At 61.8% G+C, this 20,455-nt stretch carries 18 protein-coding genes; 11 read left to right on the top strand and 7 right to left on the bottom strand.

All coding sequences use genetic code 11. The annotated features are described in order from the left end of the window. Nucleotides 1–54: 54 nt before the first annotated feature. The 4 genes from DES49_RS09920 to DES49_RS09905 all read left to right on the top strand — a co-directional run bounded on the left by DES49_RS09920 (nt 55) and on the right by DES49_RS09905 (nt 3,954). Nucleotides 55–1,455 (top strand): SLC5/6 family protein, encoded by a 1,401-nt coding sequence (locus DES49_RS09920; RefSeq protein WP_133736258.1) that lies wholly within the window; start codon nt 55–57, stop codon nt 1,453–1,455. Continuing rightward, nucleotides 1,452–2,411, top strand: coding sequence for a metallophosphoesterase family protein (locus DES49_RS09915; RefSeq protein ID WP_133736257.1), 960 nt, complete (start codon nt 1,452–1,454; stop codon nt 2,409–2,411). The genes DES49_RS09920 and DES49_RS09915 overlap by 4 nt, the downstream gene beginning before the upstream one ends. A gap of 143 nt (nt 2,412–2,554) precedes the next feature. Beyond that, entirely contained in the window at nt 2,555–3,178 is a 624-nt protein-coding gene (locus DES49_RS09910) for a class I SAM-dependent methyltransferase (protein WP_133736256.1), read from the top strand. Nucleotides 3,179–3,297: 119 nt separating this feature from the next. Further along, entirely contained in the window at nt 3,298–3,954 is a 657-nt protein-coding gene (locus DES49_RS09905; RefSeq protein WP_133736255.1) for an ArsR/SmtB family transcription factor, read from the top strand. A 15-nt stretch (nt 3,955–3,969) separates the two neighbouring features. Here DES49_RS09905 and DES49_RS09900 read toward each other — a convergent pair whose 3' ends face one another. After that, on the bottom strand, nt 3,970–4,314 hold the full coding sequence (locus DES49_RS09900) for a DsrE/DsrF/TusD sulfur relay family protein (protein WP_133736254.1): 345 nt from the start codon (nt 4,312–4,314) through the stop codon (nt 3,970–3,972). A 315-nt stretch (nt 4,315–4,629) separates the two neighbouring features. Here DES49_RS09900 and DES49_RS09895 point away from each other — a divergent pair, with 315 nt between their 5' ends. Then, entirely contained in the window at nt 4,630–5,289 is a 660-nt protein-coding gene (locus tag DES49_RS09895; RefSeq protein ID WP_133736253.1) for an OmpW/AlkL family protein, read from the top strand. A gap of 27 nt (nt 5,290–5,316) precedes the next feature. Here DES49_RS09895 and DES49_RS09890 read toward each other — a convergent pair whose 3' ends face one another. Then, nucleotides 5,317–7,047, bottom strand: a complete 1,731-nt coding sequence (locus DES49_RS09890) for a thiamine pyrophosphate-binding protein (protein ID WP_133736252.1) — start codon at nt 7,045–7,047, stop codon at nt 5,317–5,319. Between the two features lie 16 nt (nt 7,048–7,063). Then, on the bottom strand, nt 7,064–8,671 hold the full coding sequence (locus DES49_RS09885; protein ID WP_133736251.1) for an FAD-dependent oxidoreductase: 1,608 nt from the start codon (nt 8,669–8,671) through the stop codon (nt 7,064–7,066). Between the two features lie 309 nt (nt 8,672–8,980). Here DES49_RS09885 and DES49_RS09880 point away from each other — a divergent pair, with 309 nt between their 5' ends. Both DES49_RS09880 and DES49_RS09875 read left to right on the top strand, forming a co-directional pair. Continuing rightward, a complete protein-coding gene (locus DES49_RS09880; protein WP_133736250.1) occupies nt 8,981–9,574 on the top strand; it encodes a LemA family protein in 594 nt (197 codons plus the stop codon). A 14-nt stretch (nt 9,575–9,588) separates the two neighbouring features. Next, nucleotides 9,589–11,535, top strand: a complete 1,947-nt coding sequence (locus tag DES49_RS09875) for a M48 family metallopeptidase (RefSeq protein WP_133736249.1) — start codon at nt 9,589–9,591, stop codon at nt 11,533–11,535. Nucleotides 11,536–11,543: 8 nt separating this feature from the next. Here the strand turns inward: DES49_RS09875 and DES49_RS09870 are convergent, their stop codons facing one another. Next, nucleotides 11,544–12,785: an NAD(P)/FAD-dependent oxidoreductase gene (locus DES49_RS09870; protein ID WP_133736248.1), complete on the bottom strand. Its 1,242-nt coding sequence runs from the start codon at nt 12,783–12,785 to the stop codon at nt 11,544–11,546. Nucleotides 12,786–13,130: 345 nt separating this feature from the next. Between DES49_RS09870 and ubiU the strand changes: the two genes are divergently transcribed. The 3 genes from ubiU to ubiT are packed head-to-tail and all read left to right on the top strand — an operon-like array spanning nt 13,131 to nt 15,456. After that, entirely contained in the window at nt 13,131–14,126 is a 996-nt protein-coding gene (gene ubiU, locus DES49_RS09865; protein ID WP_133736247.1) for a ubiquinone anaerobic biosynthesis protein UbiU, read from the top strand. Then, the gene (locus DES49_RS09860) at nt 14,123–15,019 is read left to right on the top strand and encodes a U32 family peptidase (RefSeq protein WP_133736246.1); all 897 of its coding nucleotides are present in this window, start codon (nt 14,123–14,125) and stop codon (nt 15,017–15,019) included. Before ubiU ends, DES49_RS09860 begins: the two co-directional genes overlap by 4 nt. Further along, a complete protein-coding gene (gene ubiT / locus DES49_RS09855) occupies nt 15,016–15,456 on the top strand; it encodes a ubiquinone anaerobic biosynthesis accessory factor UbiT (protein WP_133736245.1) in 441 nt (146 codons plus the stop codon). Before DES49_RS09860 ends, ubiT begins: the two co-directional genes overlap by 4 nt. Here the strand turns inward: ubiT and DES49_RS09850 are convergent. The 3 genes from DES49_RS09850 to DES49_RS09840 are packed head-to-tail and all read right to left on the bottom strand — an operon-like array spanning nt 15,431 to nt 17,876. Then, nucleotides 15,431–16,180 (bottom strand): co-chaperone DjlA, encoded by a 750-nt coding sequence (locus DES49_RS09850; protein ID WP_133736244.1) that lies wholly within the window; start codon nt 16,178–16,180, stop codon nt 15,431–15,433. The two genes, ubiT and DES49_RS09850, sit on opposite strands and share 26 nt — an antisense overlap. Then, nucleotides 16,177–16,869 (bottom strand): N-acetylmuramate alpha-1-phosphate uridylyltransferase MurU, encoded by a 693-nt coding sequence (murU, locus tag DES49_RS09845; RefSeq protein WP_133736243.1) that lies wholly within the window; start codon nt 16,867–16,869, stop codon nt 16,177–16,179. Before murU ends, DES49_RS09850 begins: the two co-directional genes overlap by 4 nt. Further along, the gene (locus tag DES49_RS09840; RefSeq protein WP_133736242.1) at nt 16,866–17,876 is read right to left on the bottom strand and encodes an aminoglycoside phosphotransferase family protein; all 1,011 of its coding nucleotides are present in this window, start codon (nt 17,874–17,876) and stop codon (nt 16,866–16,868) included. The genes murU and DES49_RS09840 overlap by 4 nt, the downstream gene beginning before the upstream one ends. Before the next feature lie 220 nt (nt 17,877–18,096). On the opposite strand from DES49_RS09840, the gene DES49_RS09835 reads away from it, so the two are divergent. After that, on the top strand, nt 18,097–20,442 hold the full coding sequence (locus DES49_RS09835; protein ID WP_133736428.1) for an LPS-assembly protein LptD: 2,346 nt from the start codon (nt 18,097–18,099) through the stop codon (nt 20,440–20,442). Nucleotides 20,443–20,455: the final 13 nt, after the last annotated feature.

Genomic DNA, 20,455 nt, shown 5'->3' with positions numbered 1-20,455 from the left:
GCGTCATTGCCAGGGTACGACCAAAGAAACCAGCTGAGGGACCAAGAGCGTGACATGAGCATCCATTTGCCCAGTTTCCTGCTGATCCTTGTGGCGGTGGCCGTGGCCAGCGTCGTCTTTGCGCCCCGGGCCCGCTCCCTGGACGGCTTCTTCCGGGGGACCAGCGATACGGGCGCGGCGCCCGGTGTCTGGACGCTGACCCTGTCCCAGGTCACCACCTGGATTTTCGCGCGCTCCCTGCTCAACGCGGGCATACTGGGGTATTTCTTCGGCCTGCCCGGCGCGCTGGCGTATACGGCCTACTATGGCTCCTTCCTCACCGGTTGGTTGATCGTGGATCGCCTGCGGTTCCACCACGGCGTCGACAACGTCCAGGGATTCCTGTCCGAGCGCTTCGGCGTGGCGGGTGCGGCCTCCTACAATGTGCTGCTCGCGCTGCGGCTGTTGACTGAAGTGTTTGCCAACCTGCTGGTGGTCGGTATGGTCTTCAGCACCTGGGGCGACGGCGCCGGAGACCTGGCCATCGTTGCGGTAGCCGGTATCACGCTGGTCTATTCCATGACCGGAGGCCTGCGGGCCTCGCTGCATACCGACGTCTGGCAGGCCGCGTTTCTGGTGGTGGTGATCGTTCTTCTGCTTGGGCTGGTGCTGAGCAGTGATGGCTTCTCGATCAGTGGCCTGGTGGCGGGCACCAACCAGGATACTGGCCCTGGCTGGATCCTGCTGGTAGTCGCGCTCCTGCAGGTGCTGAGCTATCCGCTGCATGATCCGGTCATGATGGATCGGGGTTTTCTGGCGGATCGCGACACCACGCGCCAGAGCTTCCTGCGTGCCTTCGCTATCTCGGCCCTGCTGATTCTGGCCTTTGGGGTTATTGGCGTTCACACCGGCCGTTTCGCGGGTGACGACGGCGACTTCCTGACCACCCTTGATCGCCTGCTGGGTGGCCCCGCCATGTTCCTTGTGGGACTGGCCCTGGTCCTCTCGGCTGTCTCCACCATGGATTCGACCTTTTCCAGCGTTTCCAAGTTGATGGTGGTTGATTCGGGGCTGATGCGGCGCACACTTGCGAACGGGCGTCGTGCCATGGCGGGCTTCGCGGTGGGTGGCCTGCTCCTGGTGTTTTTCGGCACTGACGACCTGTATGCTGCGGTCGCGGTCAGCGGTACGGCCTCGCTGTTCCTGACCCCAGTGATCGTATTCTGCATTTTTCTGGGGCGGCGCGTGGCGGGCTGGAGCCTGCTCGTCAATGGCGTGGCGGCGATTGGAGGTGCCGTGCTCTATTTCCTGGAAGACAGCGGTTACATCACGATGCTGGCCGCACTGACCGGGCTGGAACACACCTACTCGCACCTGCTGGTGGTGACCCTGGGTATTCTGGTGGTCGGGTTCAGCGTATTTATCCTGGGCCTGCAGCCCGAGCGTGACGCCCGTATTGGAGATTTGGAGGGATGATGCAGGAACCGGGACGTAGTTGCCCAGTCGCCTACCGGACATCACCAGAGGCGCTTGCCACCCTGGAGCCGCGCGCTGCTGAAACCCTCTATGTGATCGGCGGTCTCTATGGTAACCGGCAGGCGCTGGATGATGTGGAAGCGCTTGCGGCGCGGGAAGAGGCCAAAGGACTGCCCAGGCCAACCCTGGTCTTCAATGGCGACTTCAACTGGTTCAATGCGGAACCAGCCGCGATGGCAGAGATCAATGATCGGGTGCTCGCGTACACGGCCCTCCAGGGCAATGTGGAAACCGAGCTGGCCGACCCGGAGCCGGGCGCCGGCTGTGGCTGTGCCTATCCGGAATGGGTGGATAACGCCATGGTTGGACGTTCGAACAGGATCATCGAGCATCTCAAGGGCATGATCGAATCCCGTCCGGATCTCCGGGACAAACTGGGAGCACTGCCGCGCCAGTTGCGTTTCCAGGTGGGTGAGTGTCGAGTGGGTGTCATCCACGGCGACCCTGAATCCCTCGCGGGGTGGGGGCTGGCCGTCGAAGCCATGCCTGCGCCGGGGCAGGGCGATGCGACCATTGAAAGCTGGTTCCAGCGCGCGGCCGTGGACGCTTTCGCCTGCACCCATACCTGCCTGCCTTTCATGCAACGGTTCGATGGCCCGGGTGGCGATGCCATGGTCCTGAACAACGGCGCGGCCGGCATGCCCAATTTTGAGGGTGAACGAAGCGGTCTGGTCACCCGCATCAGCCGGCACCCTTCGCCGGTTATGCCGGTTTATGGAACCGTCTGCCAGGGCGTCCATATGGATACCCTCGCAATTGAAGCGGTGACCCCCGAATGGCTCGACTGGTTCGAGAGTCTCTGGCCTCCGGGGTCTCCCGCCTTTGAATCCTACCACCAGCGCCTTCTGAACGGACCGTCCCACAGCATGGATCGGGCCTGCCGCGTATCCCGATAACAGGGTGGATTCCGGTGGTATGGTATGGAGCGATATCCATACTCATCCACCCATTGTTTATTGTCGTCATCGGTTGAACGCATGTACTCCTGATATTAATATTCAATCTATAGATCTAATAAAAGATTGTTGGCGGGTATTTTATGGATGCAAAACGTCATTGGGACGGTGTTTACCTGAGCCGGGATACCGATGAAGTCAGTTGGTATCAGAGTCATGCTGAACGCTCCCTCGAGCTGATTCAAAGAACCGGTGTTGGCTCGAGGGCGTCGATCATTGATGTAGGCGGCGGTGCATCAACTCTGGTAGACGATTTGCTCTCCGAAGGTCAGCGTCAGATCACAGTCCTCGATCTTGCCGGTACGGCGCTGCAGGCAGCCAGAGCACGACTCGGTGATCGGGCGTCGGAGGTGCAGTGGTGGGAGGCGGATATCCTCGAAGCCGAACTTCCCGAAAACGGGTATGACCTCTGGCACGACCGGGCTGTTTTCCACTTTCTGACTTCGGCGGACGACCGTCGCGCCTATGCCGATGTTGTGCGTCATGCCCTGAAACCGGGGGGGTTCCTGATCGTGGCAACCTTTGCGGAAGATGGGCCGGCCGAGTGTAGTGGGCTTCCGGTTATGCGCTACCGACCGGAAGAGCTCCAGGCTGAATTCGGCGCGGGTTTTGAGCTTGTGGATCAGGAGAAGGAGCAGCACCAGACGCCGTCAGGGGTGACTCAGAGTTTCGTTTACTGCCTGTTCCGCAGGATAGAGTCTTCCTGACCATCACAGGTTCCAGTCGGGCTGTATCAGCATCCCGTCCAGCCCGAGGAACCACGCTTTCAATTGGATTATTGATTGATACAATTAATCTGACTGCATTATCTGGAAACGATGGATCTATGAACCGAACCGAACAGAAGCGCTCGATTTACCAGCATTTCGCAGCGGTTGCCAAGGCACTTGGCCATGAGTATCGGTGGGAACTGCTGGAGCTGATTGCCCAGGGTGAGCGCAGCGTGGAGTCGCTGAGCCAGGGGACGGAGCTGGCGGTGGCCACGGTGTCACAGCACCTCCAGCAGATGCGCCGGGCCGGCCTGGTGCGCTCGCGCAAGGAAGGGCGCTTCATGTACTACGGTCTTGCCGATGACCGTGTGATTTCGCTGATGGCGGGATTGCGGGAAGTTGCTGAGCGCAACATCGCCGAAGTACGCCAGCTTGTGGACAGTTTCCACGGCGATGGCTCGGAGCTTGATGCCGTGGATGCGGACGAGCTTATGGCGCAGATTGAGAGCGGCGGCGTGACCCTGCTTGATGTCCGGCCCGAGCAGGAATACTCCGCCGGGCATCTCCCCGGGGCCCTCAACATCCCGGTGGAAGAACTGCAGGAGCGTCTGCGTGAACTGCCTGAGGGGCAGACCATCGTGGCCTATTGTCGGGGTCCCTTCTGTGCCCTTTCCGAGGATGCGGTTCAACTGCTGCGGGAGCAGGGCATCGCAGCGGTTCGCTTTGACAGCGGCTACCCGGAATGGAAGGCCTCGGGGCTGCCCGTTCAGTAGCTTCTGAACGGCCTCTCAGAAAACCAGCACCTTGTCCGCCTCCATGGTCGCTTCCGCCAGGGCATCCATGGTGCTGCGTTCAGCGCCCTTCACGACCTCGTCTTCGGTAATGCCGCGCGCGTCCATGCAGGTCCCGCACAGCCAGATCCGCCCCTTGGTAGTCACACGCTTGACCATGCGCTCGATGTTGTAGAAGCCATCGGGTGTTTTCTGGCCCGCCTTGGCCCCGGCCACGGCATCCCCCAGAAGGAAGACAGTCACGTCAGCATCCTGTTTCATGAGGGCATGAGCGAGACGCAGTCCGTTGTAGAGCCTTTCGGTCCCGTAGGGTGGGTCATTGATGATGATTAAAGTAGACATGGTGATTTCCTTGTAAATATGCTATAAAAATATAGAATCATTGAGGGAATAGGGTGTCATGGCCCGACGCACAGTTACCCCATCAATGCGAGAAGCGAAGGGGATGGCTCGGGCTGCGGAAGCGAGGATGCGGAGGTCCTCCAGCGCATACGGTAATCCTTCTCGCCAGAGCAAACTGCTCAGACCCATTATTCGATACTGAAATCAGAAAGGTAAGGGGATCCCCTTACCAGGACGAGGTATCTGACGAAAATCAAGAATCATCCTGGCCCGTTTGCGTAGACTCACCCCAAATTCGCAAGCAGGAGTCAGATAATGCGTCTGAACACCAGTCGTTGCTGCATCGCAGTCGCTCTTTCCGTATCCGCCCTCGCGGCCACCACCCAGGCCCTGGCCTATGAGCCCGGCGATACAATTGTTCGTGGCGGTCTGGCCAGTGTCGTGCCTGGCGGCAGCTACTCAGGGGTTGCGGGTGGCGCCTTTGACCTGCGGGCTGACCGGGATATCCAGGCCGCTGTCAGCCTGAGTTACATGGTCACGGACAACATGAGTCTGGACCTGCTCGCCAGCACTCCCTTCGAGCACGATATCGAGGCCAGCCAGCTTGGCGGTTCCTCCATTGGTTCCACGAAGCACCTGCCGCCAACGGCCACCGTGTCCTGGTTTCCGCTTTCCGGCATGGATCTCGGGTTCAAGCCGTATGTGGGCGCTGGACTCAACTACACCATGTTCTGGGATGAGGAGCTGAATGCTACTGGCCAGACGGCAACAGGTGCGAACGACCTGAGCCTGGATAATTCGTTTGGAATCGCAGCCCAGGCCGGTGTTGATGTGCCCCTGGATGACCAGTGGTCCGTCGGCGCCTCCGCCTACTATGTGGATATTGAGACCGACGCGGAGCTGAACGGCGCCGATATTGGCACGGTCAAGATTGACCCCATGGTCTACCGTGCCCACGTGGTCTATCAGTTCTGATCGCGATAGTATCGCGGGTGCCGGTCCCTAGCCGGTCACCCGCCGCCAGAGTGCCCTGCCGATCACCCGGGTCTTGTCCCGGGTGGTCATCCTTGAAAGGTTGGTCTTCACCACCCCCTGTGTGAAACGCGTCTTGCGGCTGTAATCCACGCGCAGGTCCACCAGTACCGGTCGGTTGTCAGCGGCTTTTCCGAAGGCATCGGCGAGCCCCGTTTCCAGGGTTTCATTGTTCGGTATGCTCACGTACTCCACCCCGAGCGCCTGACTGAGCGCGGCGTAGTCCAGCTCCGTCAGCACGGTGCAGGTCTTGCGGTTGTAGGGGATCTTCTGGGCCTGGGCGATCTGGGACAGCTCGCCATCATTGAACACCACCATCACGATGCCCAACCCACAGCGCGCGGCGGTGATCAGCTCCATCCCCGTCATCAGCAGAGCCCCGTCACCCACGATTCCAACCACATCGACTTCCGGCCTGGCCTGCTTGGCCCCAATGGCGGCCGGAACACAGTAGCCCATGGCATTGAAATCGCTGGGCGAGAAGAAACGCCGGGGGCCGTGGATGGGCATCAGCTCCGCCGCCAGGAAGGTATGGTTGCCGTCGTCGGCAATCACAATGGCGTCGTCCGCGAGTCGCTCACGGAGTTTTGAGAAAAAGAGTTCGGGATTCACCCGGTCCCCGCTGTCGTGCTGGCGCCACTGGTCGTAGTACGCCTGCTTATCGGTGGCAATGGTACCGCGTATGCCCGATTGTGCCGGTTCCGGACGCAGCTTCTGCACAGCCTTGAGCAGCGCGGGCACTGTGTTGCGGGCATCCCCCTCCAGGGTATGGCTGGCCGGGTAATTGGCGCTGAATACGTTCGGATTGATGTCCAGGTGGATCAGTGTCTCCGGCGGGTGGATGGCGTAGCTGCCGGTGGGGATCTCGGAGAACCGGGTGCCGATGGCAAGCAGGCAGTCAATATCCTTGAAGGCATTGGTCGCCGCCGGCACCGAGTAATCCCCCATGCCCATGCCGGTGTGCAGGGGATGGTTGTGGGGGAAGGCGCTCAGCCCCTGGAGGGTCGTGGCCACGGGCGCATCGAGGTGGTCGGCCAGGGCCTTGAGGCTGTCCGTGGCATCAACCGCGCCCCAGCCCACGAAAATCCCGGGCTTGCGGGCCTCTATCAGCGCTTCCGCCGCCGCCCGGATTGATGCTTCCGGGGGTGTCGGGGGCAGGTCCGGCGCCTTGAAGTCGGGCATGTCATCCACATCCCCGATGAAGTTGCTGATGTTGTAGGGGATCTCGACGAACACCGGCCCGGGCTCGCCGGTAACAGCCGTGGTGTAAGCCTCGTAAAGGGTCGGGATGACATCGCTGTGCCGGGTAACCCGCCAGGTCTTCTTGGTGATTGGCGCCAGCAGGGCATGCTGGTCCATCTCATGGAGCTGGTAGCGGGTCCCGCTTTCCGAATGGATTCCTCCGGAGATGATCAGCATGGGAATCCCGTCGATCCCCGCCTCCCCGATGCCACTGGCGGCATGGGTAACGCCCGCCGCTGGCACGATCAGCAAAGTGCCCACACCGGCGCCGGTCCGGCTGACCGCATCGGCCATGAAGGCCGCGCTCATCTCATGGGTGACCAGGGTGGGCAGTATGGACTCGGACTGGTTCAGTTCGTCGTAGATCTCGGTGTTGTGGACCCCGGGAATACCAAAGGTCCACTGGATGCCGAGTTGTTCAAGGGCGTGACGAACCAGGGAAGCACCGGTTTTTTTCATGGTTATTGGTTCTCCCTTAAGGGTTGCTGTGTATGGCGGCCGCCGCCTGTCGTGCGTTGAGGATGCAGTTGGACAGGAAGGTCCCTTCCAGCGAACGCACCCCACTGATGCCACCACCCCCGAAACCGGCCGCCTCACCCGCGGCATAGAGTCCGGGGACAGGGGTATTGTTATCCGCCATGATCCGGGAATTCAAATCCGTCATCATCCCGCCCATGCTCTTGCGGCTGATGAGGCGTTCATGAATCGCAATGAGCGGTCCGGCGTCCGGGTTGATGAGTGGCTGGGGGCGGCAGGTGCGCAGACGGTCGGCGGGCCAGCGACGCAACTGCTGAAGCTTCCGGATCTGGTCGTCGTTATGGAATTTCCTGCCCCGGCGGAGCAGGGCGTCATAGGCATCGATGGTGCTTTCCAGGGTGGTGGGATCAATGCGCTCTTCATCCGTTACCTGGTTCATGCGCTCGGCAAGCTCCCAGGGCGTATCAGCTGACAACACATCCGGGCAGGACTCCAGCAGCCAGTCCGTCAGCGAGGGATCACCACCACGAAGCGCATTCCAGACAACCCGCAGCAGCCGACCATCCCGGAAATCCGGATTGGTATCGGTGCCGGACGCCGCAAGCTCACGGATGGCCATGCGACGATTGAGCACCTGCCAGGAGTACTGGTGGGGAAGGTTGCCAACCCGGCAACACAGGTCATGGGTATCAAAACCGGTCACCAGCGGCATGAGCCCGATACGCCGCCCGTATGCGTCCAGCCACAACGCCGAGCGGGGCGGTATCAGGCTGAGCCCCTGCCCTTCAAACGCCGGATCCGGCTGACGAACCCCGGCTGCGTAGTTCCACATCCACTCCAGATGCGTAACCCGCCCCCCATGCCCACTGACCACATCATGCAGCGCCCCATCCGCATCCGGATGACTCCCCGCCAACAGATTCCCCGGCGCCGGCCCATAACACGCCGCCCAGTTCGCCCGAACCCGATCCAGGTTCCCGTTAATCCCCCCACTGCAGACCACCGTATGAGGCGCCTGCACGCGAAAGGCACTCTTCCCGTAATGACCACTGCAACCGGTAATGGCACCACCTGCCTGCTCCAGCTCGGTAACCCGGTGCTCAAACAGGGACGTCAGCAGATGTTGGTTTTTATGCTGGAAGAGAGCCTTCGCCAGGGTCTGCACAAGGCCACGACCACAACCCCAGACAATGTGGTAACGAGGCAGACTGTTCCCATCCCCGAAATTCCCCCGCTCCACCCACTGGACCGAAGGAAAGAAACGAATCCCATGCCCCTTCAGCCAGTCGTAAATCATGGACCGGCAGTTCTCGGCATAGAATTCCGCCCAATGGCGCGGCCACTCATCGTTATCCTCGAAGCAGGCGGCCGAATGCCAGTCCGCCAGCAACAGCTCAGGGCTATCGCGGATCCCGTTGCGCTTCTGCTCCGGCGTTCCGCTCAGCAGCATCCCACCGAAGGCCTCGTTAGCCTGCCCCCCGCAACGCTCAGCGGGAGCACCATCAACAAGAGCAACGCGGTGGCCACGCTCAATAAGCTCCAGAGCCGTAACAATGCCCGCAAGCCCGGCGCCAATAACACACACATCCGCCTGATGAACCGCCATCCGACCCCCTTATTCTTGTTGGAGGGGAGCACAAACTTTGAGTGAGCAGAGGTGGCGATGGGGAGGGGTTTCCGGGAAGCTCTGAGGCCATGGATGGCCGAAGCGCAGCGTACATGGATGTATTTATAGCGATTCCTGGAAACCCCTCCCCATCGCCACCTCTGCTCATTGCACCAAGCATATAGCCATCACCGGAGCGCCTCCCTGATATCGATCAAGTGCATCGAATGCCAGCAGGGGGTGGCGAAGAACCACAATATGACTTTTAATCAGAGGATTAATGGAATAACCGATAACGAGGAACCGCACATGAACCTGACAACCTGGATCGGCCTGGCCGTCATCATTGCCGTAGTCGCCTACGCCATTACCATCTACAACCGCCTGGTCACCCTCAAGAACCGCTTCAAGAACGCCTTCGCCCAGATCGACGTCCAACTCAAGCGCCGCCACGACCTGATCCCCAACCTCGTGGAAACCGCCCAGGGCTACATGACCCACGAACGCGAAACCCTCGCCCGCGTCACCGAAGCCCGCAGCGGCGCCGAAAGCGCCCAGGACGACGCCCGGCGCGATCCCGGCGATGGCCAGAAGATGAAAAACCTCGGCAGCGCCGAAAACATGCTCACCAAGGCCCTCGGCGGCTTCAACGCCGTAATGGAAGACTACCCGGATCTCAAGGCCAACGAGACCATGCAGCAGCTGATGGAAGAGCTCAACTCCACCGAGAACCGGGTCGCCTTCGCCCGCCAGTCCTTCAACGACTCGGTCATGACCTACAACACCTACCGCGAGCAGTTCCCGAACAACTTCATGGCCGGTTTTTTCTCATTCAAGCCAGCGGAACTGCTCGAGTTTGATACCGAAGAGATCCAGGAAGCGCCCAGCGTATCCTTCAGCTGAGCGGGTGAGCCACTATGGAATTCTTTGAAAGCCAGGATCGCGCGCGGCGGAATTCACTGGTGCTGTTCGGGCTCTTCACTCTGGCGGTTATCGCCATCGTGGTGGCCGTAACCGCCGTGGTTTACGGGCTTTACCTCGGCTTCTTCGAAGGCGACCCCCTCCCCCTGGGGCAGTGGCTTCTGGCACCCGAGGGCCTCATGACCATGGGCGCGGTGGTCCTGGTGATTCTGGGCGGAAGCCTGCACCGTTTTATAGACCTTGCCGGAGGTGGGGAGCGGGTCGCGCGCATGGTTGGAGCCCGGGAGGTCGCTGCCAATACCGACGATGCCGGCGAGAAACAGCTGCGCAACCTGACCGAGGAAATGGCCATTGCCAGCGGCGTCACCGTTCCGCGCCTCTACGTCATGGATCAGGAGGACGCCATCAATGCGTTCGTGGCCGGCTACCAGCCCAATGAAGCGGTGCTGGTGGTGACGCGCGGCGCACTGGAGCAGCTGAATCGGGAAGAGCTCCAGGGCGTGATCGGGCACGAGTACAGCCACATTCTCAACGGCGACATGCGCGTCAACGTGCGGTTGATTGCCATGCTCTCCGGAATACTTCTGATCGGCCAGGTGGGCCAGTATCTGCTGCGGTCCATGATGTTTCGACGGCACCGTCACACCAGCCGCCGCGGGAATGGCCTGCCGGTCCTCGCCGCCGGGTTGGCGCTGGTGGTGGTCGGCTATGTGGGCCTGTTTTTCGGGCGCATCATCAAGGCGGCCGTGTCGCGGCAACGGGAGTTCCTGGCGGATGCGGCGGCGGTCCAGTTCACGCGTAATCCCGAAGGCATTGGCGGGGCGCTCTACCGGATCGGCCTGGATGCAGGTGGCTCCCACCTCACGGCCACCAGCCATGCCGAAGACATGAACCATATGTGTTTCGGTGAGAGCGTATCACTGTCCTTGGGCGGGGTCCTCGCCTCCCACCCCCCGATCAAGGCACGCCTGGACGCCATTGATGAGACCCTGATGGCGCGCATGTCTGCACGCCATCGCAAGGCGACGAGCGAAGGGCAGCAGGGAGGCGCCGCCCAGGGAGAGGCAGGGGAGGCGGTGCCCGGCGCGGCGATGGGATTCGCCTCCGGAGGTGGTATTAAGGCCCCGGCGCCTTCCGCCACGGCGGGCACAGTGACATCGGTGAACACGAGTTACGCCAGGGAACTGCTGGCTTCGCTGCCGAGCGGCCTGAACCAGCAACTGCACGAACCCGAAGGCGCCGTGCATCTGTGTTTTGCCCTGGCGCTCGATGGTACCGACCATGAAACCATCGCAAAGCGTGTCGCTGAACTCGAGCCGGTGGGTGCCGTGGCCATTGATGAGATGCTGGTGCGGTCACTGGGCCAGAACCTGAGTGACCTGGGGCCTGCCTATCGCTTACCGCTTGTGGAACTGGCCCTTCCGGCGCTGCGGGAACTGGAACCCGAGGCCCGCAGGCAGCTTTTTCGGGACATGGAGGTATTGATTCGCGAAGAGCGCGGAGCTCGGCTCCATGACATCGCCATCCTTGGATTCCTGAAGCGCCATCTCAATGAAAAGGCAGGGCGCAATCGACGGGTGACCCATCGTCGTTATGCACCCGTTATGGCGGATGTCCGGAACCTGCTCTGGATCATGGCATCCACGGGAGCTTCAGGAGATACCGAGGCGCTGTACCGCGAGGCCATGGCGGGGTTCGAGTCGGACCCGAAGCCGCCTGAGGATCGCGGCCCGGGCGTACGCGACCTGCTGGCATCACTGAAGCGACTGGGAGGGCTGCCGCCCATGCTCAAGCCCGCGCTCATTGATGCCTGCGCGCACTGCGTACTGCATGACAATGACGTCAGCCCCCGGGAATACGAGTTGCTGCGCATTATCGCCGATCAGCTCGATTGCCCCATGCCACCGCTGCCGGTAACGAATACCAGCGCGAGCGCTGCGTGAAGGACTGGTCAGGCGTTTAACGGCTTGTGCGCAATATCCGGTTCCTTGCCCTTCAGCATCTGGTTCCAGTAGAAGGGCGGGAGCATGCTCTTCTTCACGAACCAGTAGAAGCGTGATTCCTTGAAGGGGCTCAGCGGCAGCGTCGGCGTTACCACCCCGTCGTAGATGAACTCCGCGAGCATCACCTTGCCGTAGGCCGTGACCAGCGGGCAGGACGTGTAGCCGTCGTAGCTGCCTTCCAGCGGCTGGCTGTTCATATGGGCGAGCAGGTTCTTTACTGTTACCGGTGCCTGCTTGCGCACGGCTGCCGCCGTCTTGGAGGTGGGCAACGAGCTGGCGTCGCCCAGTGAGAACACGTTCTTGTACTGGTTGTGCTGGGTCGTGTTCCTGTCCACGTCCACCCAGCCGTCCGCGTTTGCCAGCGGGCTCTGGCTGATGAACTCCGGGGCGCTCTGGTGGGGTGTGACGTGCAGCAGGTCGAATGGCTGCTCCACGGTCTGTTTGTCCCCGTTCGCGTCGGTGGTCTGGAAGGTGGCCACCTTGCGCTCCCCGTCCACGGCGACCAGGTCATGACCCAGGTTGATGCCAATCCCATAACGGCCTGCGACCTTTTCCAGGTGCGGCACGAAATCCGGAACACTGAACAATGCGCCGGCGCCGCTGTAGAACTGGAAGTTGCTCTCGCTCAGCAGGTCATGCTTGCGGGCGTAGTCGGCGGCCAGATAGGCGATCTTCTGGGGTGCGCCGGCGCACTTCAGAGGGGGCGGCGGCTGGGTGAAGATGGCGTTGCCGCCCCGGAACTGTTTCAGGCACTCCCAGGTGTAGGGGGCCGTTTCAGGGCTGTAGTTACTGCATACGCCATTGCGTCCGAGGGTTTCCTCAAGGCCTTCCACTTTGCCCCAGTTGAGCTGGATGCCGGGGGCAACCACCAGTGTCTGGTAGCTGACTTTGCGGCCGTCGTTGAGGGTCAGGCTGTTGTCGTCCGGCTCGAAGGTGGCCACGCCGTCCTTGATCCAGGTGCTGCCCTCGGGGAGGGTGCTTTTCTGGGGGCGGGCGGTTTTGGCCATTTCGTAGGTGCCGCCGCCGACGAGGGTGAAGGCGGGCTGGTAATAGTGGGTGTCCGAGGGTTCGATCACGGCTACGTCCAGCTCGGGTTTCTGGCGCAGCAGTGAGGCGGCGACGGTGGTGCCCGCGCTGCCGCCGCCGACGATGACCACCTGGTGGTTCAGTTGTTTGGAGTCAGCGCTCATAGCGACCTCGATTCCGTTTTGAAGGGGGATTCAGATTGAGGGTAACGGTATCAGTCTTTTTTGATACTTTAAATTGATAAGGGATGCATTCGTTAGACTTTTTTGAAATATGCAAATTGGGTAAATGAATGGTGCTTGACGGATTCAGTTGTGGGGTGGGTGGTCTGCTAATACATTCTGGGCGTCGGCGGAGGCGGGTAAGGCTATTCGGGACACGCGGGTGAATACGTCCGTGTACGCTTGCTTCGGCCATCCTTGGCCTCAGACAGTCCCGAATAGCCTTACCCGCCTTCGCCGACGCCCAGAATGCATCAGCAGACGCTTAGTCTTTCGTTGGAGGTGGTCATGGAACTCGTCTGCCCGGCTGGCAGTCTCCCCGCACTCAAGGCCGCCGTGGATCAGGGGGCCGATGCGGTTTATATCGGGTTCCGGGATCACACCAATGCCCGCCAGTTTGCCGGCCTGAACTTCACCGAGAAGCGTATGCGCGAGGGGATGGAGTATGCCCGCAGGCGGGGTACGCGGGTGTTCTGTGCGTTGAATACTTACCCGCAGCCGGCTGGGTGGAAGCACTGGACGGCGACCCTGGATAAGGCGGTGGATCTGGGGGTTGATGCGTTGATCCTGGCGGATATGGGGTTGCTGGCTTATGCGGCGGAGAAGTATCCGCAGGTTCCACGCCACTTGTCCGTTCAGGGATCAGCAACCAGCTATGAGGCGCTGCGGTTCTATGAGCGGGAGTTCGGGATAAAGCGGGCGGTGTTGCCACGGGTTCTGTCGATGGATCAGGTGCGGCAGGTGGCATCAGCCTCGCCGGTGGAGTTGGAGGTGTTTGCCTTTGGCAGTCTGTGCATCATGGCGGAGGGGCGGTGTTATCTGTCGTCCTATCTGACCGATGAGTCCCCCAATACCTGTGGTGCCTGTTCGCCGGCCAAGGCGGTTCGTTGGGAGGAGAGCGGGGATCGGCTGGATGCGCGGCTTAACGGGGTGCTGATTGATCGTTTCGAGGCGGGGGAGCAGGCGGGCTATCCGACGCTGTGCAAGGGGCGCTTCGATGTGGGAGGGGAGGTCTATCACGCCATCGAGGAGCCTACGAGTCTGAACACCATGGATCTGCTGCCGGAGCTCCATGAGCTGGGGGTTTCTGCCGTGAAGATTGAAGGGCGCCAGCGCAGTCCTGCCTATACGGGGCAGGTGGCGGCGACCTGGCGGGCGGCGATTGACCGGGTGCGGGAGGCGCCTGAGCGCTTTAAACCTTCGCCGGAGTGGCAACGGACACTGGATCATCTGTCCGAGGGCGGGCAGACCACACTGGGTGCATGGCATCGGAGCTGGAAATGATGAAACTCTCGCTGGGGCCCATTCTCTGGTACTGGCCCCGCCAGGATGTGCTGAATTTTTACGCGGAGGCGGCGGAGTGGCCGGTGGATACGATCTATCTGGGTGAGGTGGTCTGTTCCCGGCGCCGTGACATGAAGGTGGCGGACTGGGTGGATCTGGCCCGGGACCTGAAGGATTGCGGCAAGGAGGTGGTGCTGTCCTCCCAGACGCTGATTGAATCCGAGGCTGACCTGCGCACCCTGCGCCGTATCCGGGACAACGGTGAGTTCCTGGTGGAGGCGAATGACCAGAGTGCCCTGAACATGGTTACCGAGGCCGGGCTGCCCTTTGTGACCGGGCCTTCCGTGAACATCTATAACCCCGCAACACTCCGGATCCTGTTGAAGAAAGGCTTGAGGCGCTGGTGCCTGCCGGTGGAGCTGAGCCGGGATACGTTGGCGGACATGCTGGCACATCTGAACGACGAGGGTCTTTATGCGCCGGTGGAAGTATTTGCCTGGGGCTTCCTGCCGCTGGCCTGGTCCTCGCGGTGCTTTACGGCCCGCTATTACGACAAGCCCAAGGACCGCTGTGAGTTTGTCTGCCAGCAGCATCCGGACGGCCTGCCCCTTAAATCCCGGGAGAGCCAGGACGTGTTCCGCCTCAACGGCATCGCCACCCTCTCCGGCGCCTGCTATGACCTCATGCGCGAGATACCCGATATGCAGAACCTGGGTGTGGATACGGTCCGCCTGAGCCCGGAGTACGAGGGGATGGCCGATGTGGTCCAGCGCTTTGACGAGGCGCGCAATGGGCGTTTTCCGGAGCGTCACCCCCTTCACCTTGCCGAAGCGCCGCCCTGTGATGGGTACTGGTATGGGCGGCCGGGTATGGAATGGAGCCATAACGGATGAAGTCGCTGATTGAACGGATCGCCCGTGATGCCATTCCGCTGCTGGACCAGCAAATCCCCTGGGTGCTGAAACAGGGACTGGTGGAGATCCCGCTGAATCACCTTTTTGCCGAAGCCCTCCGGGAAGGTGAGTTTGAGGAGCTTGAGGGGCGTGCGCTGCGCCTGGAGCTGGATGACGGCAGCGCCGGGGTGACTCTGGGGTTCTGGGGTGGCCGGTTGCGCCTTGCCGATGCGCCCGGTGAGGCCGTGATCCGGGGTACGCCGGAGGCGTTTCGCCAGCTGGCCGAGCGCCGTGAGGATCCGGACCGGCTTTTCTTCCAGCGTCAGTTGGTGATTGAGGGGGATACTGAGTTGGGGCTGGCGGTCAAGAACCTGCTGGATGCCCTGGAATGGCGGATTCCGCTGCCGCCGCTTATGCTTCCGGGTGCCGGCGGTTGATCAGGTCCCAGGCCTTGTGGATCTCTTCCAGGCGCGTCCGTGCCAGCTGTGGATCCATGTCCGTGTGCTCCACCCGGTCCGGGTGGTAGAGGCTGCGTTTCTTGCGATACGCCTGGCGCAGCGCCTCCAGTGAGTCCGATTGCTTGCCGCCCACCACCTGACAGGCGCGCGCCAGCCCTGTCAGTGGCTCACTGTCTCCCTCGTTGGGGGAGGTGATCCAGATCTTGCTGCGGTAACTGTGCATTATGCGGTTGCCATCGGCTGCCGGCAGGCCCAGGGCAAGAATGGCGTTCTGGCAACGGGCGGAGCGGGCCGGTGAATGGGGGCCATCCAGGTAGCAGAGATGGGCGAGTGCAATGCTCAGGCGTTGGGCTGTTCCCGGCCAGCGGCGGGTCAATATCCGCAGCCAGAGCGGAACCACGGGTTCCTGGTCGCGCTTGCCGACACTGAACCGGCGTATCAGGCGGCGCCGCTGGCGCGGGCTGCAGCCGAAATTACGCATCAGCGATTCGCAGTAACGGATATCCAGCTCGGTGACCCGGCCCTCCGCCTTGGCCACGTAGCCCATCAGCTCGAAAAGCACAGGAAGGGACCAGCGGGGCAGACCGGTGCGCTCCAGCAGACGTGCGCCGTGGTGCCCGCAGGACGCCAGTTCCCGCAGCAGCTCAGGCAGCTCATCATTGGTTTTTGTCGTGGTTTCGTCCCGGGCGTTGCGTTTGGTCATGACGGTCCATACTGTCTTACATGGGCATCGGCGGCCGCAAGTCGTTCATGGGTTCCCACATCAAACCAGGCGCCGCTGTGGCGGATCCCCCGGACCCGGCCATCATCGGCGGCCCGTTTCAACAGGGGGCCAAGCCGCTCCTCGTCGGACGATGCCTGGTGGATCAGCTCTGGGCTGAGCCGGCTGATCCCGGCAAAAGTATAGCGTGTACCTTCGCCCCCGCCGAGGACCTGGCCCGCATCTGTCATCATAAAATCGCCATCCTGATGGTGATCGGGGTTGGCGACCAGTACGAGCGTCGCCAGGGTGTCCGCATCCGGCTGATCGTTTTTCAGCAGCCGGGCCGGATCAAAATCCGTCCAGACATCGCCATTGATCACCAGGAAGTCCCCCTCATCCTCCAGCATGGGTAACGCCCGGCGTATGCCGCCCAGGGTTTCCAGCGGCGTGCCTTCCCGGGAATAGCGGATCCGCACGCCGTGCTGCTGGCCGTCCCCCAGTGTTTCCTCGATCTGTTGGCCCAGCCAGGCCGTGTTGATAATGACCTCGGTTATCCCGGCTCGTGCCAGTCGCTCCAGGTGCCATTTGATAAGTGGCTTGCCGCCCACCTGGATCAGGGGTTTGGGCGTTTCAAGGGTAAGCGGGCGCAGACGTTTGCCGCGGCCAGCCGCCAGGATCATTGCTTTCATGCAGTGGCTTCCAGTTCTTTCATCATGGCCGGAATCACGCGTTCCTCGAGCCAGCCGGCAAAGTGCGTCAGGGCTGGCTGGCGGTAGGCGGCGGTCACCATGTAGTCGAGCACCCTCGGGATGTCCGCCAGATAACCCGGCTTTCCATCACGGACGTCCAGCCGCGCAAAGATGCCGGCCGCCTTCAGGTGGCGCTGGAGCCCCATCAGCTCAAACCACTGCGTGAAGGTGGCGCTGTCCGCATGGTGAAGGCCGGCACGGGCGGATTCCTCGCGGAACTGCTCCAGCCACCGTTCAATGGCCTCATCCGGCCAGCGGATGTAGCAGTCCTTGAGCAGGGAGACGGGGTCATAGGTGATGGGGCCATTTACCGCGTCCTGGAAGTCAATAATGCCCGGGCTGTTGGATTCGGTGATCAGCAGGTTCCGGGAATGGTAATCCCGGTGCACCGTAACACGGGGCTGTGCCAGGGCGGACTCGATGAGCGTCCGGAATGTGGTCTGAAGCATCGCCTGTTCCTGGTTGGACAGGGTCAGGGCCAGCTTTTTTTCCAGCAGCCAGTCCGGGAACAGCTGCATTTCACGCTCAAGCAGCTCGGCGTCGTAATCGGGCTGGGCGTATTCGGGCGGGCTGCTGCGGGGCTGGATGTGGATCAACGCCTCCAGGGCATCCCCGTACAGGATGTCCGCCGTGGGCTCGTCGCTCAGGCGGTGCAGGTAGAGATCATCCCCAAGATCCTCCAGCAGCAGAAAGCCCTGAGCCAGGTCCGTCTCCAGCACCGCGGGCACATGGAGCCCGTAGCGGTGCCAGTGGCGGGCCAGGGCCAGGAAGGCGTCCGAACCTTCCTTTTCCGGGGGCGCGTCCATGGCTATGTGGGTCTCGTTGCCCAGCGTCACCCGGAAATAGCGCCGGAAACTGGCATCGCCGGCAACCGGGGTTACTGCGTCGGGCGTGGCCTGGAGCGATGTTTCCAGCCAGTCAAGAAGGGCCCGGTAGCGTTGGTCCATGGTGTTATCCTGTGGCCATCAACAAACCACCTATTCTGCACGAGCATGCTTGCCCCTGACCAGCAGGCATTGGCCTGGCTGGCGCGTTAACAACCGCCGCGACCACGTGTAGACTGTGCCCCTGTCCCAGACCCGCCGGTGGCGGCCCCCGGAGATACGCTGCGTGTGGAACCCGATCATCAGAAAACAACCGGTTCAGTGGTGCAGACCCCTGTTGCTCATGCTTCTGGGGCTTCCCGTACCCGCGTTCTGTGATACAGCGCCAACCGCCGCCGAGCTTGACTGGCAGCCCTGGGCGGACCTGCCCCCGTCGCTCCAGCAGGAGGTACCCAGATACTGTGGCGGCACCTATCGTCCGGTGGAGCTGGCCGGGAGCGGTGAACCGGCTGGTGAGGAACAGGCGCAGGCGGATGAGCCCATCAACATCACCAGCCGGTCCGCGCGTTATCGGCTGGATGACTTCATGGAGCTGCGGGGCGACGTCCGCGTTCAACAGGGGGCGCTGCGGGCCCGCAGTGACGCGGCGGATTACAATCAGGTTTCCGGCGAGCTCGACCTCAAAGGCGACGTCGTCAGCCGGGGCGAAGGCTTCCTCCTCACGGGTGATAACGCCAGGGCCAGTGGCCAGGGGGATGAGCTGGAACTCAACACGGCCACTTTTCTCCTTCACGAGGCCCACATGCGAGGCCAGGCGACCCGCATCCGCCGCACCGGCACTGAGTCCATGCGCATCAGCGAGGGCGTGCTGACCACCTGTCAGCCGGATCGCAACGACTGGTCGATTGCCGCGAGCCAGGTGGACCTGGACCAGGACAGCGGATTCGGCACAGCCCGGCACGTGCGGGTGCGGGTCAAGGATGTGCCCGTGATGTACATCCCCTGGATCAGCTTTCCACTGGATGATCGGCGCAAGACCGGCTTTCTATACCCCTCATTCGGGACCTCGAATACCGGGTCCGGTTTCTATGTGGCCACTCCCTATTACCTGAATCTGGCTCCCCACTACGACCTGACCTACACCCCGCAGTTCATCCATGGGCGCGGCTATTTTTCCGAGATGGAAGCCCGCTACCTGGGCCCGCTCGGGCAATCGGACCTTCAGGTTGGATTCATTGACAGCGATAATGCCTACGCGGATGAGGCACCGGGCAACAGTTCCAAGCGATGGGGCCTGGATTTCACAAACCGATCGGATTTTGGCAACAACTGGCTGGGCACGATTGATTACGCCGCCGTCAGCGACGATGACTACTCCCAGGATCTGAACCGGACCCTGAATATCCAGCAGAGTACGCACCTGCAACGCGAGGGGCAGCTTCGCTACCGGGGGCAGGGGCTCAACTTCTCGGCCGCGCTCAGGGGCTTCCAGACTATTGATCCGGCCATTCCCCAGGCCAGGCGCCCTTACAACCAGCTGCCCCGCCTGCGCCTGGATGCGGGCGATCAGTGGGGCAACTGGTACGCCACCAGCGAAACCGAATATAATTACTTCTGGCGGGAGAATGAGAACCTGGGTGGGCTCAATGCCGCTGTTGGCCACCGGTTGCGAACCCAGCCCGAAGTGGGCTGGGAACTGAGCGGGCTCCCGGGGTTCCTTCGCACGTCCGTGATGCTGGACCACACCGAGTATGATCTTGAGGACGTCCAGAAGGATGAGCCTTTCAGTCGTTCCGTTCCCTTCGTGGACGCGGATGCTGGTCTCTTTTTCGATCGCTTTTTTACGCTGGGGGATCGCTTCTACAACCAGACCCTTGAGCCCCGGCTTTACTATGTGTATTCCCCGGAGCGTGACCAGACGGGAATTCCCACCTTTGACACCGCGCTGACGTCGTTCAATTTCAGCCAGCTGTTCGCCCGGGACCGATTCACCGGCGGTGACCGGGTCGGCGACAACAACCGCTTGACGGCGGCGCTCACCACAAGGTTCTATGACATGGACCGGGGTATCGAGCGTGCCCGCTTCAGCATCGGCCGGATCCAGAGGTTTGAAGACGAGAACGTGGCATTGCCGAATGGGCAGGGGCGCTCGAGTGCGTCCTCATCGCCTCTGGCGGGGGAGTTCCTGTTGCAGCCTCTGGACAACCTGACCCTGCGTTCCTCGGGCCAGTGGGATGAGGAAGAAGGGGAAACCCTCCGGGGCACCAGCCAGATCCGGTTTCACAGCAGTGACTTCCGGTATCTGGCCAACGCCGGGCATACCTACGATGCCTCGACGGGCCTTGAGCAGTCCGACCTCAGTAGCGTCGTGCCACTGGGGGAGCAGACGAGCCTGATTGGCCGCTGGATCTATGACATGGATAATGACGAGACAGCGGGAACGCTGGCGGGGATCGAGTACACAAGCTGTTGCTGGAATATGCAGCTGGTTGCCCAGAGATATCGGACACGCGATGAGGGCCTTGATACCCGTATTCTTTTCCAGATCCAGCTTCGCGGCCTGGGCGGCGGCGGTAGTGCGGCGGATACGATCCGCAGGGAAATTCCCGGGTTTGAGCAGCGCCAGCCGCCGCACTCGGCGCCTCCCATGGAAGAACTGAAACGCCCGGCCGATAACGGCTGGCCCTGAAGTCATGCACACA

The sequence above is a fragment of the Halospina denitrificans genome (genome assembly GCF_004364635.1).
Classification (GTDB): Bacteria; Pseudomonadota; Gammaproteobacteria; order Pseudomonadales; family Oleiphilaceae; genus Halospina; species Halospina denitrificans.
The sequence above is the reverse complement of the archived record's forward strand: the minus strand, read 5'-3'. Positions and strand labels throughout refer to the sequence as shown.

What these genes read in the sequence shown, in the direction of transcription:
- DES49_RS09920 (WP_133736258.1), top strand. Translation starts at nt 55, where the DNA reads ATGAGCATCCATTTGCCCAGTTTCCTGCTGATCCTTGTGGCGGTGGCC.
- DES49_RS09915 (WP_133736257.1), top strand. Translation starts at nt 1,452, where the DNA reads ATGATGCAGGAACCGGGACGTAGTTGCCCAGTCGCCTACCGGACATCA.
- DES49_RS09910 (WP_133736256.1), top strand. Translation starts at nt 2,555, where the DNA reads ATGGATGCAAAACGTCATTGGGACGGTGTTTACCTGAGCCGGGATACC.
- DES49_RS09905 (WP_133736255.1), top strand. Translation starts at nt 3,298, where the DNA reads ATGAACCGAACCGAACAGAAGCGCTCGATTTACCAGCATTTCGCAGCG.
- DES49_RS09900 (WP_133736254.1), bottom strand. Translation starts at nt 4,314, where the DNA reads ATGTCTACTTTAATCATCATCAATGACCCACCCTACGGGACCGAAAGG.
- DES49_RS09895 (WP_133736253.1), top strand. Translation starts at nt 4,630, where the DNA reads ATGCGTCTGAACACCAGTCGTTGCTGCATCGCAGTCGCTCTTTCCGTA.
- DES49_RS09890 (WP_133736252.1), bottom strand. Translation starts at nt 7,047, where the DNA reads ATGAAAAAAACCGGTGCTTCCCTGGTTCGTCACGCCCTTGAACAACTC.
- DES49_RS09885 (WP_133736251.1), bottom strand. Translation starts at nt 8,671, where the DNA reads ATGGCGGTTCATCAGGCGGATGTGTGTGTTATTGGCGCCGGGCTTGCG.
- DES49_RS09880 (WP_133736250.1), top strand. Translation starts at nt 8,981, where the DNA reads ATGAACCTGACAACCTGGATCGGCCTGGCCGTCATCATTGCCGTAGTC.
- DES49_RS09875 (WP_133736249.1), top strand. Translation starts at nt 9,589, where the DNA reads ATGGAATTCTTTGAAAGCCAGGATCGCGCGCGGCGGAATTCACTGGTG.
- DES49_RS09870 (WP_133736248.1), bottom strand. Translation starts at nt 12,785, where the DNA reads ATGAGCGCTGACTCCAAACAACTGAACCACCAGGTGGTCATCGTCGGC.
- ubiU (WP_133736247.1), top strand. Translation starts at nt 13,131, where the DNA reads ATGGAACTCGTCTGCCCGGCTGGCAGTCTCCCCGCACTCAAGGCCGCC.
- DES49_RS09860 (WP_133736246.1), top strand. Translation starts at nt 14,123, where the DNA reads ATGATGAAACTCTCGCTGGGGCCCATTCTCTGGTACTGGCCCCGCCAG.
- ubiT (WP_133736245.1), top strand. Translation starts at nt 15,016, where the DNA reads ATGAAGTCGCTGATTGAACGGATCGCCCGTGATGCCATTCCGCTGCTG.
- DES49_RS09850 (WP_133736244.1), bottom strand. Translation starts at nt 16,180, where the DNA reads ATGACCAAACGCAACGCCCGGGACGAAACCACGACAAAAACCAATGAT.
- murU (WP_133736243.1), bottom strand. Translation starts at nt 16,869, where the DNA reads ATGAAAGCAATGATCCTGGCGGCTGGCCGCGGCAAACGTCTGCGCCCG.
- DES49_RS09840 (WP_133736242.1), bottom strand. Translation starts at nt 17,876, where the DNA reads ATGGACCAACGCTACCGGGCCCTTCTTGACTGGCTGGAAACATCGCTC.
- DES49_RS09835 (WP_133736428.1), top strand. Translation starts at nt 18,097, where the DNA reads ATGCTTCTGGGGCTTCCCGTACCCGCGTTCTGTGATACAGCGCCAACC.